At 66.9% G+C, this 13,581-nt stretch carries 11 protein-coding genes and 1 tRNA gene; 6 read left to right on the top strand and 6 right to left on the bottom strand.

Annotation, left to right across the window (positions count from 1 at the left end; genetic code table 11):
- Positions 1 to 1,224: a tyrosine-type recombinase/integrase gene (locus RH91_RS09980; protein ID WP_010162579.1), complete on the top strand. Its 1,224-nt coding sequence runs from the start codon at positions 1 to 3 to the stop codon at positions 1,222 to 1,224.
- 17 nt (positions 1,225 to 1,241) lie between these two features.
- On the opposite strand, the gene RH91_RS09975 is transcribed toward RH91_RS09980, so the two are convergent.
- Positions 1,242 to 1,327, bottom strand: a tRNA-Tyr gene (locus RH91_RS09975).
- Between the two features lie 191 nt (positions 1,328 to 1,518).
- Here RH91_RS09975 and RH91_RS09970 point away from each other — a divergent pair.
- Both RH91_RS09970 and rlmB read left to right on the top strand, forming a co-directional pair.
- The gene (locus tag RH91_RS09970; RefSeq protein ID WP_010162578.1) at positions 1,519 to 3,129 is read left to right on the top strand and encodes a M20/M25/M40 family metallo-hydrolase; all 1,611 of its coding nucleotides are present in this window, start codon (positions 1,519 to 1,521) and stop codon (positions 3,127 to 3,129) included.
- Between the two features lie 40 nt (positions 3,130 to 3,169).
- Positions 3,170 to 3,916 carry a 23S rRNA (guanosine(2251)-2'-O)-methyltransferase RlmB gene (gene rlmB, locus RH91_RS09965; protein ID WP_026046450.1) on the top strand — a complete coding sequence of 249 codons (747 nt, stop codon included), beginning with the start codon at positions 3,170 to 3,172 and terminating at the stop codon, positions 3,914 to 3,916.
- 179 nt (positions 3,917 to 4,095) lie between these two features.
- On the opposite strand, the gene RH91_RS09960 is transcribed toward rlmB, so the two are convergent.
- Positions 4,096 to 4,413, bottom strand: coding sequence for a 2Fe-2S iron-sulfur cluster-binding protein (locus RH91_RS09960; protein ID WP_010162575.1), 318 nt, complete (start codon positions 4,411 to 4,413; stop codon positions 4,096 to 4,098).
- An 81-nt stretch (positions 4,414 to 4,494) separates the two neighbouring features.
- Between RH91_RS09960 and RH91_RS09955 the strand changes: the two genes are divergently transcribed.
- The 3 genes from RH91_RS09955 to RH91_RS09945 are packed head-to-tail and all read left to right on the top strand — an operon-like array spanning position 4,495 to position 6,343.
- Positions 4,495 to 5,118, top strand: coding sequence for a DNA-3-methyladenine glycosylase family protein (locus RH91_RS09955; RefSeq protein WP_010162574.1), 624 nt, complete (start codon positions 4,495 to 4,497; stop codon positions 5,116 to 5,118).
- On the top strand, positions 5,118 to 5,471 hold the full coding sequence (locus RH91_RS09950; RefSeq protein WP_010162573.1) for a hypothetical protein: 354 nt from the start codon (positions 5,118 to 5,120) through the stop codon (positions 5,469 to 5,471). The genes RH91_RS09955 and RH91_RS09950 overlap by 1 nt, the downstream gene beginning before the upstream one ends.
- Entirely contained in the window at positions 5,468 to 6,343 is an 876-nt protein-coding gene (locus RH91_RS09945; protein WP_010162572.1) for an S-methyl-5'-thioadenosine phosphorylase, read from the top strand. Before RH91_RS09950 ends, RH91_RS09945 begins: the two co-directional genes overlap by 4 nt.
- A 216-nt stretch (positions 6,344 to 6,559) precedes the next feature.
- Here RH91_RS09945 and RH91_RS09940 read toward each other — a convergent pair whose 3' ends face one another.
- The 4 genes from RH91_RS09940 to RH91_RS09925 are packed head-to-tail and all read right to left on the bottom strand — an operon-like array spanning position 6,560 to position 13,331.
- Positions 6,560 to 7,381 carry an HpcH/HpaI aldolase/citrate lyase family protein gene (locus RH91_RS09940; RefSeq protein ID WP_010162571.1) on the bottom strand — a complete coding sequence of 274 codons (822 nt, stop codon included), beginning with the start codon at positions 7,379 to 7,381 and terminating at the stop codon, positions 6,560 to 6,562.
- Positions 7,378 to 8,934 (bottom strand): efflux transporter outer membrane subunit, encoded by a 1,557-nt coding sequence (locus RH91_RS09935; RefSeq protein WP_010162570.1) that lies wholly within the window; start codon positions 8,932 to 8,934, stop codon positions 7,378 to 7,380. The genes RH91_RS09940 and RH91_RS09935 overlap by 4 nt, the downstream gene beginning before the upstream one ends.
- Positions 8,931 to 12,128: an efflux RND transporter permease subunit gene (locus RH91_RS09930; RefSeq protein ID WP_010162569.1), complete on the bottom strand. Its 3,198-nt coding sequence runs from the start codon at positions 12,126 to 12,128 to the stop codon at positions 8,931 to 8,933. Before RH91_RS09930 ends, RH91_RS09935 begins: the two co-directional genes overlap by 4 nt.
- Before the next feature lie 12 nt (positions 12,129 to 12,140).
- Complete coding sequence (locus tag RH91_RS09925; protein WP_010162568.1) at positions 12,141 to 13,331, bottom strand: efflux RND transporter periplasmic adaptor subunit; 1,191 nt, start codon at positions 13,329 to 13,331, stop codon at positions 12,141 to 12,143.
- Between the last annotated feature and the right edge of the window lie 250 nt (positions 13,332 to 13,581).

Here is a 13,581-nt window from a genome sequence, read left to right as displayed (position 1 = left end):
ATGGCTCGCAGTTTCGCCAAGCTGGATCGCAACGCCATCCGCGCCTTGCAGGTCGGACAGAAGATCAGCGAACACGGGATAACCGCGGAACGGCTGCGAGACGGTGACACGCGCTACAGCATCAACATTATGTCGGACGGCCAGCGTGTGCACCGTGTCATTGGACGGGCAACCGAAGGCGTCACCCGCGAGCAGGCGGAACGTGCAATAGAATCGCTGCGGACCAAGGCGCGCGAGGATCGCCTTGACCTTCCGACCGGGCGGAAGCTGCACCGCACCTTTGCCGAGGCGTCGCGCGAATACCTAGAGCGCATGGAGCAGAGCGGCGGGAAAGACCTGACCAACAAAACCCGCCACCTAGATGCGTACCTAGTCCCGCATTTCGGAACGACCCGCCTGGACAAGATCACCACCTTTGACTTGCAGCGCTATCGGAAACGACGGCTAGCCGATGGCGCAAAGGACGCGACGGTTAACCGCGAAATGTCCACGATGCAGCATTTGCTAAACCGGGCCGCGTCGAAAGAGTGGCGCTGGATCAAGACGGATGAGGTTCCCGAGATCCCCAAGGCGAAAGAGCAGCGCAAAAAGATCCGCATTCTGACGGACGACCAGCGGCACGACCTAATCGAAGCGGCCAAGGCGGATCACGACCCGCTCGCGTGGCTGTTCGTCATGTTCGGGCTTAATACCGCCATGCGCCACAGTGAGATTGTGGAACGCCGATATGATGAGATCGACTTTGAGCAATGCCGCATCTGGATCAACAAGGCCAAGGCGGGCGAGCGTCAGCAACCTATCACGGTGGCGCTGCGAGACGCCCTCCAAGCCCGACAGGATATGATAGACGCGCCGGAGTGGATATTCCCTGCGATCCGCGACAAGACCAAGCACCCCCACCGGCGCGATATGCGCGAGGCGTTCATACGGTCCGCGGTCCGAGCTGGACTAGACCCGAAATTTTGCACCCCGCACGTTATGCGGCACACGGGCATTACAGCGCTGGTGAAACAGGGAATCGACGTGCCGACAATCCAAAAAATCAGCGGGCACAAAACCCCGGCGATGGTCCTGCATTATGTCCACGTTTTCGGGCAGCACATTGACGACGCGATCGGCGGCTTAAACATTGTAACCCGTGGCGCAGTTACACCAGAATTACACACGGGGGGAAATGTCGTGGTGCCGCTTGGTGCACCTACCCGCCAAAAAAAGGCAGGTTAATCAATGCCCTAAGGCTATGGTGGACAGGGCTGGATTCGAACCAGCGTACGCTTGCACGGGCAGATTTACAGTCTGCTGCCTTTAACCACTCGGCCACCTGTCCCCAGGCTTCGCATCCCCGGGGGGATCGTCGCTCCGAAAAGCGAGGGCGTCCAATGCCGACCGCGTGCCGCGCTGTCAACGCCCCCGTCATGCGAATTTGTGCAATCGCGCCGGGCTTGCACCGCCAGCCCGCCCCGCATACCGGTAAACCGTCGCCGGCCGGAGCCGCGACACGTCAACCGGGGGGTTATCATGCGCCATTTCCTGCTTCTTGCCACCGCCGCCGTCCTGACCGCCGCCCCTGCGCTCGCGCAGACGGTCGACCGCGCGCAGGTCGCGCGGCTGATCGATGAAGGGATGGCGCATAGCGAGGTGATGCCGGTGGCGGCGCATCTGGCCGACGTGATCGGCCCGCGCATGACCAATTCCCCGGCGATGCGGCAGGCCGAAACCTGGACGCAGGCGAAATTCTCCGAATGGGGGCTGCGCAACGTTCACAAGGAAGGCTTCGACTTCGGACGCGGCTGGTCGATCGTCAACGCGAGCGTCCGCATGCTGACCCCGCGCCCGGTGATGCTGACCGCGATCCCGGTCGCGTGGACGCCGGGCACCAACGGCACGCTCCGCGCGCCGATCATCGTCGCGCCGATCAAGCGCGAGCGGGATTTCGCCAAATGGCATGGGCAGTTGTCGGGCAAGATCGTGCTCGTCACCCTGCCCGACACCGGTTCCGAGCCGAAGGAAGCGGCGTTCGAGCGCTACAGCGCGGACGACCTGCGCAAGCTCGACCAGTATCAGCAGCCGACCTACGATCCCGCGGCGGTCGACCGGCGGATCAAGCGGCTCGATTATGCCAAGAAGCTCGACGCCTTCCTGAAAGCCGAGGGCGCGGTCGCGATCGCGACGATGGCGTATCGCGACGGCAAGCTCGTCAGCGGCGAGGGCTATACCTTCGGGGTCGGCGATACGCCGTCGCTGCCGGCGGTGCAGATCGCGGCGGAGGATTACCGCCGCCTCGCGCGGCTCGCCAAGGTCGGCCCCGCCCCGACGCTCGAGATCACCAGCGACGTCCGCTTCGACGACAGCGACACGCAAGCCTACAACATCATCGCGGAAATCCCCGGGACCGACCCCAAGGCGGGCTATGTGATGGCGGGCGCGCATCTCGATTCGTGGGTGGCGGGCGACGGCGCGGCGGACAATGGCGCTGGATCGGCGATGGTGATGGAAGCCGCGCGGATCATCGCCAGGACCGGGATCCGCCCCAAACGAACGATCCGCTTCGCGCTCTGGGCGGGCGAGGAACAGGGCATCCTCGGCTCGCTCGCCTATATCGAGCGCCACCTCGCCACGCGAGGCTCACCCGGTGACCCCAAGCTGACCGGCATGAAGCTCTACACCGGCTGGGCGAACCGCTGGCCGATTACGGCCAAACCCGGCTGGGGTGATCTCGCCGCCTATTTCAACCTCGACAACGGCTCGGGCAAGGTCCGCGGCATCTATGCCGAGAACAATCCGGCGGTGGTGCCGATCTTCCGCGACTGGCTCGCGCCGTTCGCCGCGATGGGCGCGACCGATGTCGTGATCCGCAAGACCGGCGGGACCGATCACGTCTTCATGCAGTCGGTCGGCGTGCCGGGGTTCCAGTTCATCCAGGATCCGCTCGACTATGACAGCCGGGTGCATCATTCGAGCATCGACACGTTCGATCACCTGAAGGGCGACGACATGCGGCAGGGCGCGACCATCCTCGCGTCGTTCCTGGTCAATGCGGCAAATGCGGACAAGGCCTTGCCTCGACCGCCATTGCCGACCAAGCCCGTCGCGACCGACCCCTTCGCCTATTCCGACGAGGAAGAATAACCGTGACCGTAGTGCGTATGATGAAGTTGGAGCAGCGTTGATGGCAGCACGTCGTGGACATCGTCCGTCCCAGGCCCCCGCGGGTCGTCCGCGTTTCTGGGGGCGGCACGCCGTCGCCGCTGCGTTCGAAAACCCCGAACGCGTGGTGCGCAAGATCTGGGCGACGCGCGAGGCGAGCGCCGCGCTCGACATCCCCGCGGACGTGCCGATCGTCTATGCCGAAGTGACCGACCTCGCGCGGCTGGTGCCGGGCGACGCGCCGCATCAGGGCATCGTGATCGAAGTCGATCCACTCGAGGACATGTGGCTCGCCGACCTGTTGCAGCAGGGGCAGGACGACAAGCGCCCGCTGATCGTGCTCGACCAGGTGACCGACCCGCACAATGTCGGCGCGATCCTTCGCTCGGCGGCAGCGTTCGATGCGCTCGGCATCGTCACGCCCGACCGGCACGCGCCCCCCGAATCGGGCACGATCGCACGCGCGGCTTCGGGCGCGCTGGAGATGGTGCCGTGGATTCGCGTGGTCAATCTCGCGCGCGCGCTCGACGAGATCGCGGAAGCGGGGTTCTGGCGGGTCGGGCTGACCGGCGAGGCGACGCAGACGCTCAACCAGGCAATGGGCACGCAGCGCGTCGCGCTGGTGCTGGGGGCCGAGGGCGAAGGGATGCGGCAGAACACCGCATCGCATTGCGACGAGCTCGCCCGCCTGCCGATTTCGCCCAAGATGGAGAGCCTCAACGTCTCCAACGCAGCCGCGATCGCGTTGTACGCGGCGGCGAGCCGGTAATACCGGACCGTCACGCTCAAAGCACCTCCCCGGCGAAGGCCGGGGCCCAATAGTGATGGCCAAGGTAATCGAGCGCAGCGCGCGAATTACTCTCGGCTCGCTCTTGGGCCCCGGCCTTCGCCGGGGAAGAACTTAAGGGCTTAAAAGCGTATGAGCGTAAGCGCCTAAGGGAATGCCGCTCAATCCTCGGCGGCGATCGTAACCTTGAGGCCGTCGAGATCCTCGGTGAAGGCTACCTGGCACGACAGGCGCGACGTCGCATTGCGATCCGCCGACGAATCGAGCAGATCGTCCTCGTCTGCGCTCATCTTGGGAAGTTTGGCGACAAACTCCGGGTCGACATGGACGTGGCAGGTCGCACACGAACAGCATCCGCCGCATAAGGCGAGCAATTCATCGATCCCGGCGTCGCGAATGACTTCCATCACCGAAAGGCCGGCCTCTCCCATGATCTCGCGTTCTTCCCCTTCACGAGTCACGACGATAAGCTTGGGCATGGGTGCATCCTTCTATCACTGCTTCGGCCTTGCCATGCCGAGCCGGACGCCACGACGCAAGCGGCAAGCATGGGGTGCCATATGGGCCTGACGACCGAACAACTCACGCACGCGATGGACGCGCTCGCCGCCCGCGAACCCGCGTTCGCGGTCGCGCTGGAGCGGGTCGGCTATCCCCCGCCCCGGATCAGTGCGCGCGGCTTCGGCACGCTGCTGCGCACGATCGTCGGGCAGCAGGTGAGCGTGACCTCGGCGCAATCGACCTACAAGAAGCTCGAGGGAATCGTCGGCAGCCTCGACGACCCCGCCAATATCATCGCCGCCACCGACGAGCAGCTCCGCGCCGCGGGCCTGTCGCGGCAGAAGGCGAGCTATGCGCGCAGCCTTTCGGAACTCGTCGCCAGCGGCGCGCTCGACCTCGAGAACCTGCCCGAGGATGACGAGGAAGCGATCGCCAAGCTCGTCGCGGTGAAGGGCATCGGGCGCTGGTCCGCCGAGATCTATTTGCTGTTCGCCGAAGGGCGCACCGACGTCTGGCCCGCGGGCGACCTCGCGGTGCAGATCGAGATCGGGCGGCTGCTCGGGCATGAGGCGCGGCCGAGCGAGAAGCTGGTGCGCGAACTGGCCGAAGCGTGGCGTCCGCATCGCGGGGCAGCGGCGATCTTCGCCTGGTATCATTACCAGAGCGACATGAAGGTCGTCTGATGGCGCGCGCAGACCGCCTCGCCCGGATCGATGCGGATCGCATCGGCTATGAAACCGACTATCGCGCCGCGCTGATCGCCGCGCTGGAGACCACCGCCAAGGGCCGCTGGGGGCTGTTTGGCCATCAGGGCAAGAAGGGCGAGACCCCCGCCGTGCTCGCGACCATCGCCGCGCTGACCGAGCTGGGGGAGACGATCGACGCGTCGCGCGAGACGCTCGGGTTGGAGCCGTTCGCGCTCCACGCCGCGTTCGTCGCGGCGCGCGGACCGGTCAGGTCCGATGCGGTCGGGGAGCCGAAACAGGCGCAGGCGTGGCTGGCACGGCTGGCGCGGGAATCAACGGGGGATCTATGAGCACGTCCTGGAAGATCGGAATCATCGGCGGCTCCGGCCTGTATGCGATCGATGCGCTGGAGGACCCGCAGTGGCGGCGGATCGATACGCCGTGGGGCGCGCCGTCGGACGCGCTGCTGTTCGGCCATATCGGCGATGTCGAGCTGGTGTTCCTGCCGCGCCACGGCCGAGGGCATCGGATCAGCCCGTCCGAGCTCAACCCGCGCGCCAATATCGATGCGCTGAAGCGCGCCGGCTGTACCGACATTCTGGCGATTTCGTCGATCGGGTCACTCCGCGAGGAGCTCGAGCCGGGGCGGTTCGTGGTGGTCGACCAGTTCATCGACCGCACGACGCAGCGCAACCCGAGTTTCTTCGGCACCGGCATGGTCGCGCATGTCTCGATGGCCGAGCCGGTCTGCCCGCGCCTGTCGGGCTTCGCCGCCGGGGCGGTGGCGGCTGCTGGCGGCAAGGTGACGCACGGCGCGACCTATCTGGCGATGGAGGGTCCGCAATTCTCGACGCGTGCGGAGAGCCTGCTCTACCGCCAATGGGGCGCGGACGTGATCGGCATGACCGCAATGCCCGAGGCCAAACTCGCACGCGAGGCCGAGCTGCCGTACGCGCTGATCGGGATGGTGACCGATTACGATTGCTGGCGCGACGAGGCGGCGTTCGTCGAGGTCAGCGAAGTGATCCGCCAGATGGGCGCGAACGGCGCGATCGCGCGACAGACCGTGGCGGCACTGGTCGCGGCCCTCCCCGCCGAGCGCACCCCCTCCCCGCTCGACACGGTGCTCGACCACGCGCTGATCACCGCCCCCGACGCGCGCGATCCGGCGGTGCTGGCGAAGCTCGACGCGGTGGCCGGCCGCGTGCTGCGCCAGGGCTAGCGCCGCAGGCTCTTCCTCTTCGTGGCTTTGTGTCTTCGTGCGAGAAGATTTTTCTCACGCAAAGCCGCAAAGCCGCGAAATGGTAAGAAGAAGAGCTGCCGTCCTACCTTCTTCTCTTAGCGGCTTTGCGCCTTTGCGTGAGAAAGACTTTTTCTCGCACAAAGCCACAAAGGCACGAAGCAGTAGGATGCTGCCGGCTGCACCGGAAGCCGTAACCTAACCGGCGCTTGCGATGATCTGTTCGGCCTGCGCCAGGTGCAACCGCTCGACCATCGCGCCATCGACGCGGATCGCGCCCAGCTGCGCATGGGCGGGCAAGGCGAACGCCGCGATCACCGCCTCCGCCCAGCGCACCTGCTCCGCGCTAGGCGCGAATGCGCGGTTGGCGGGGGCGATCTGCGCCGGGTGGATCAGCGTCTTGCCGTCGAACCCGTAGCGCGCGCCCTCGGCACATTCCGCCGCCAGCTCCGGCGTATCCACCAGCACGTTGGAAACCCCGTCCAGCGCGATCAACCCGTGCGCGCGCGCCGCAGTCACGATCGAAATCAGATGCGGCACCAACGGCAGCCGATCCGCCCCCGGGGTACAGCGCATCTCCTTCGCCAGATCGTTCGTCCCCGCGATCAGACACCCGAGCCCTGGCGCCGCCGCAATCGCGGGCAACGCCAGCATCGCCGCGCACGTCTCGATCATCGCCCACAGCGCCACGCCCCCGAGCGTCGCGCGCGCAAGCGCCAGGTCGTCGGGGTGCGACACCTTGGGCAGCAGCACCGCATCGAACCCCGCCCCGCGCGCGGCTTCCAGATCGCCCTCGCCCCAGTCGGTATCCAGCGCATTGACCCGCAACACCAGCAACCGCGCGCCGAACCCGCCGTCACGCGCCGCCGCCAGCGCCTGCGCGCGCGCCGCAACCTTGCTGTCGGGCGCGACCGCATCCTCGAGATCGAGGATCACCGCATCGCAGTCGAGCCCGCGCGCCTTGTCGACCGCACGCTGGTTCGACGCGGGCATGAACAAAGCGCTGCGGATCCGCTTCATGGCTGGACGACGGGCTCGCGGCGGACCGGCGCGGGGGCCTCTTCCCACCCACCGCCGAGCGCCTTGAACAGGCTGATCTGCGCATCCGCGACCGCCGCATCCGACTGCGCGAGCGCGGCGCGCGCATCGGCGCGGTCGCGTTCGGCCTGGATCAGCAGCAGGAAGCTGTCCGCACCATAATCGAACCGCAGTTGCGACAGCTTCGCCGCCGCGCTGCTCGATGCCTCGGCGCGCCGCAACGCCGCGTTGCGGTCGAGCGCGCCCGAATAGCGCGCAAGCGCCTGTTCGACCTCCTGCAACGCGGTCAGCACGCGCCCGTCGAACGTCGCGAGGCTCGCATCCGCCCCGGCCCGCGCCTGGCGGATCCGCGCGCGTGCGATCGTCTGGTTGGGGAAGCTCCACGAAATCAGCGGCCCCGCCGAATAGGTGACCGCGCTGCTCTTGAACAACTGGCTCCCGCGCTGCGCGTTGAGGCCGATCGACCCGAGCAGCGAGATCTTCGGATACAGCTCAGCCGTGGCGATCCCGATTCGCGCCGTGTCGGCGGCCAGCGTGCGTTCGGCCGCACGCACGTCGGGGCGGCGACGGATCAGCGCCGCGCCATCGCCGATCGGCAGGACGTCGCGCACCGTGGGCGGCGTCCGGCAGGCGTTGGCCGCCGCGTCGATCTGCTCGGGCGGCAAGCCCGTCAGCACCGCGAGCGCATAAAGCGACGCGCGCCGTTCCGCCTCGAAGCCCGGGATCGTCGCCTGCGTCTGCGCGAGCAGCACGTCCGCGCGGTCGACATCGCGCCGCGTGCCGCGCCCGGCGGTGAACAGCGTGTTGGTCAGCCCGAGCGTGCGCTGCTGGAGCTTGACCGTTTCCTCGGCAACCCCGCGCTGCTGCGCGTTGCTGCACGCGGTCGCATAGGCGCGCGCGGTCTCGGCGGCGACCGACACGCGCGACGCGTCGAGCTGCGCCTGCGCCGCCTGCACGTCGCCCCGCGCCGCCTCGATCGCGCGGGTGATGCCGCCGAACAGGTCGACCTCATAGGACGCGTCGAAGCCCAGCTTGAAACTGTTGAAGACGAAGGACTGCGGCGTCACCGCGCCGCCAGTCCCGGTACCCGTACCCGTCCCGGTTCCGGTTCCAGTCCCAGTCCCAGTCCCGGTTCCAGTGCCAGTGCCCGTGCCAGCCCCCGTCCCGGCACCCCCGAAACCGAGGCTCGCGGTATTGATCTGCGCCCGCGTGAAGCTGGCGTTCGGCCCGGTCGTCGGCAGCCGCGCGCCGCGCTGTTCGTCCAGCACCGCCCGCGCACGCTCGAGGTTCCCCGCCGCAACGCGAACATCGGTGTTGTGCGCCAAGGCATCCGTCACCAGCCGGTCGACGACGGGGTCGTTGTACAACCGCCACCAATGGTCGGGCAACGGCGTCGGGGTGATCCCCTTGCCGATCCCGGCCTCGGCGAACGCGCCGCCCTCCGCCGGAACCGGGGTCGACGGCTTCACATAGTTCGGCCCGACGACGCACGCCGAAAGCGCAAACGCGGGGAGGACGCTCAGGATACGCTTCATGCCGGTTTCCCTTCCGGAGCGGGCAGCACGGGCGGATGATCGTCCGTCGCGGCGCGCTTCCGGCGCAGTTTCGAGGCGACCCAGTCGCCTCCCTTGCGGCTGATGACGTAGAAGCTCGGGGTGAACAGCAGCCCGAACGTCGTCACGCCGATCATCCCGAAGAACACCGCCACGCCCAGTGCCTTGCGCATTTCCGCGCCCGGCCCGCTGCCGAGCACCAGCGGCAACACGCCGAGGATGAACGCGATCGAGGTCATCAGGATCGGACGCAGGCGCTGCTCGGCGGCATGTTCCGCCGCCGCATGCAGTTCCATCCCGTTGTTCTCGTTCGCACGCGCGAACTCGACGATCAGGATCGCGTTCTTCGCCGCCAGACCGATCAGCACGACCAGCCCGATCTGCGTCAGGATGTTGTTGTCCATCCCCATCAGGTTCACGCCCACGATCGCCGCGAGCAGGCACATCGGCACGATCAGGATGACCGCGAACGGCAGCACCAGGCTTTCGTAATTCGCCGCCAGCAGCAGGAACACGAACAGCACCGCGAGCCCGAACACCAGCGAGCCGGTATTCCCGGCCTGCTGCTGCTCGAACGCAATCTCGGTCCATTCGTAGCTCATGCCCTTGGGCAGCGTCTCGCTCGCGATCTTGGCCATCGCCTCGAGGCTCTGCCCGGACGAATAGCCGCGCGCCGTATCGCCCTGCAATTCGGCCGACGGATACAGGTTGTAGCGCACCACGCGGTACGGCCCGCTGTCGTTGCGCAGCGTCATCACCGCATCGAGCGGGACCATGTTCCCCGCCGCCGACCGCGTCCGCAAATGCCCCACGTCGGAAATCTGGTCCCGATACGGTGCGTCGGCCTGCGCGGTCACGCGGTACGTCCGCCCCAGATAGTTGAAGTCGTTGATGTATGACGACCCCAGATAGGTCCCGAGCGTCGAGAAGACGCTCGACACCGGCACGCCAAGCTGTTCGGCGCGCTCGCGATCGATATCCGCGAACAGGCGCGGCGTGCGGTTGTTGAAGGTGGTGAACGCCGCGGTGATCCCCGGCGTCTGGTTCGCCTTCATCATCATCCCGAACGCAGCGCCCTCGAGCGCCTTGAACCCGAGATTGTTGCGATCCTCGATCAACAGCTTCCAGCCGCCGCCGGTCCCGATCCCGCGCACCGGCGGGGGCGGGATGACGAGCAGCAACCCGCCGCTGAGCGGCGCGAGCGCCTGCCGCATCTCGTTGGCGATCGCATCCGCAGTGCCGCGATCGGCATGCGGTTTCAGCGTGATGAACATCGCGCCGCCATTGGACGCGGTCGAGAAGGTCGCGCCATCGAGCCCGGCAAAGGCGACGGTGTCCTGCACCGCGGCATTCTTGTGCGCGATGTCGGCGGCGCGCTGGATCAGCTCGGTCGTGCGCTGCAGCGAGGCGCCGGGCGGCAATTGCGCGGCGACGATCAGATAGCCCTGGTCCTGCGCCGGGATGAACCCGGTCGGGGTCGCGGTGAAGCGCCACCCTGCAAGCCCGATCAGGATCACGTAGCAGATGCCGATGATCGCCAGGCTGCGGATCGCCCGCGCGGTGAAGCGCCCGAACCGGTTGCCGAGCCAGTCGAACCCGCGGTTGAACCCGCGCGCGAACCGCGTGCCCGCGCCACGCCAGCCTGCCTTGGGCTCGACATCATGCTTGGGCTTGAGGATCAGCGCGGCGAGCGCGGGCGACAGCGTCAGCGACACGAACGCCGAGATCGCGGTCGCCGACACGATCGTCAGCGCGAACTGCTGGTAGAACTGCCCCGAAATGCCCGGGATGAAGCTGGTCGGGATGAACACCCCGCACAGCACCAGCGCGATCGCGATCAGTGCGCCCGACACTTCATCCATCGTCTTGTGCGCGGCCTCGAGCGGGGAAAGCCCCTCCTCTTCCATCAGCCGCTCGATATTCTCGACCACGACGATCGCGTCATCGACCACGATCCCGATCGCGAGCACCATGCCGAACAGCGACAGGTTGTTGAGCGAGAAGCCGAACGCCGCGAGCACCGCGAGGCTGCCGAGCAACGACACCGGGATCGCGACGATCGGGATGATCGCCGCGCGCCAGCTTTGCAGGAACAGCAGCACCACAAGCGCGACGAGAATCAGCGCCTCGACCAGCGTATGCTCGACCGCCTCGATCGACGCCGAGATATATTCGGTCGGGTTGTACGGCACCGAATAGACCAGCCCGGGCGGGAAGGTCTTGGCGGCGTTGGCGACTTCGGTGCGGACTGCCTCGGCGGTGCTGAGCGCGTTCGACCCCGGCAACTGGGTGATGCCGATCGCGGTCATCGACTTGTTGTTGAGCAGCGCGTTGATCGTGTAATCCTGCGCGCCGAGCTCGATCCGCGCGACGTCGCGCAGGCGGGTCAACCGCCCCGCGGTGTCCCGCTTGACGATGATCGCGCCGAATTCCTCGGGCTTGGTCAGTCGCCCGGTCGCCTGGATCCCGAGCTGGAACGCGGTCCCGCCCTGGTTGAACGGCGGCTGGCCGACCGACCCGGCCGCGACCTGCGCGTTCTGCGCGCGCACCGCCGCGACGATCTCGTCGACGGTCAGGTTGCGCGACGCGGCGCGATCGGGATCGACCCACACGCGCATGTTGTAATCGCGCCCGCCGAACACCCGGACGCCACCGACGCCGGGGATTCGCGAGATACGATCGATCAGCTGCGTCGTCGCGTAATTGGAGACATAGGACGGGCTGAGCGACCCGTCGGGGGAGGTCAGCGCGACCACCATCAGGATGTCGGGCGAATTCTTGCGGACCGTCACGCCGATCTGGCGGACTTCCTCGGGCAGGCGCGGCTCGGCGGTGGAGACGCGGTTCTGCACCAGCACCTGCGCCTGGTCGACGTTGGTGCCCTGCTTGAAGGTCACCGTGATCGCGAGCGCGCCGTCGCCGGTCGCCGAGGAGGACATGTAGATCATGTTCTCGACGCCGTTGATCGATTCCTCGAGCGGCGCGGCGACCGTCTCGGCGAGCGTCTCGGCGTTCGCCCCCGGGAAGGTCGCGTTGACGACCACGGTCGGCGGCGCGATCTCGGGATATTGCGCGACCGGCAGGCCGGGATAGGCGACCACGCCGAACACCACGATCAGGATCGACAGCACCGCTGCGAAGATCGGGCGATCGATGAAGAAATGGGGGAATTTCACTGGGTCGGCGCCTTAGTTCGCGGTCGCGTCGGAAGCCGGCGGCGCGCTTTCGGGGGTCGATTGCGGCGCGGTGTCGGCGGCCTTGGGCTTCATCTTGACCAGGTTTTCCTTCACCTTGGCCCCCGGCTGCAACGTCGTGATCCCGTCGATCACGACATGCTCGGTCGGCGCGAGCCCCGACTTGACGACGCGCAGCCCTTCCACCTGCGGCCCGGTCTCGACCGGACGCGCGATGACCTTGCCTTCCTTGCCGACGACATAGACGAGCTTGCGCGTCTGGTCGGTGATGACCGCTTCGTCGGGCACCAGCATCGCGCGATAATGGCCCGAGCCGAGCAGCCGTGCGCGACCGAACAGCCCCGGCGTCAGGAAGCCATCGGGATTGGCGATGACCGCGTGGGCGCGGATCGTCCCCGAATTGGGGTCGATCGCATTGTCGACGAATTCCATCCGGCCCCGCCAGCGGAAGCCCTTTTCGTCGGCGAGCTGGACCTCGACCGGGTTGGCGGTGTTGCGCGACGAGCCGCGCTCGCCCGCCTTCGCCTGGCGCAGATACTTGAGATAGAAGCTTTCCGCGCCCTCGAACGAGAACCAGATCGGGTCGGTCGAGACGACGCGGGTCAGCACGCTGGTCGCCTCGGTCGCGTAATTGCCCTTGCTGACGCGACGATCCGACACGATCCCGGTGATCGGCGAACGCACCGTGGTGAAGCCGAGGTTGAGCTGCGCGGTCGACACGTTCGCGCGTGCGGCGCCAAGATCGGCCTGTGCGGTGCGGACCGCGGCGAGCTTGGTCTCATATTCCTCGCGCGCGATCGCCTCCGCCTTGAGCAGGATCTGCGCGCGCGACAGTTCGGACTGCGCGTTGGTGACCGAAGCCTGCGCCTTGGCGACCTGCGCGCGAGCCTGCGCGAGTGCTGCCTGATAGGGGCGCGGATCGATCGTGAACAGCGCTTCGCCCGCCTTCACGCGCTGGCCGTTGGCGAAGAAGATCCGGTCGATCGTTCCCGAGACCCGGGGGCGCAGCTCGACGTCCTGGATCGCCTCGAACCGGCCTACGTATTCATCCCAGTCGACCACGTCGCGCTGGAGCGGTATCGCGACACTGACCTGCGGCATCGGCGGCGGCGGCGGTGCCTTTTGCGAACAGGCGGCGAGCAGACCCAATGCGGTCGCGCCGACTACCGGGCGCAAGAAGCGCACATACGAACTCGTCAATGTCTGATCCCCATGTCGTGCATCGCTCAGCCACCCTTGCCGGTGCAGGCATGCGCGTTGGCAGCCCACAGCTTTGCGCCACAAACGTGCGGCGGCAGATGCTGCATTGCAAGGCAACATTACCGTCCGATCGGTATGTATTTCACAAGCCGTTGCTTTTATTGCCTATTATACCGTTCGACCCGTTCCCTGCCTGTGCGATGTTCGTGACATTTCGGTTACGGGATACCGCCGG

Source organism: Sphingomonas sp. PAMC 26617 (assembly GCF_000242835.1).
Lineage (GTDB): Bacteria > Pseudomonadota > Alphaproteobacteria > Sphingomonadales > Sphingomonadaceae > Sphingomonas.
This window is presented reverse-complemented; position numbering and strand designations above follow the sequence as displayed.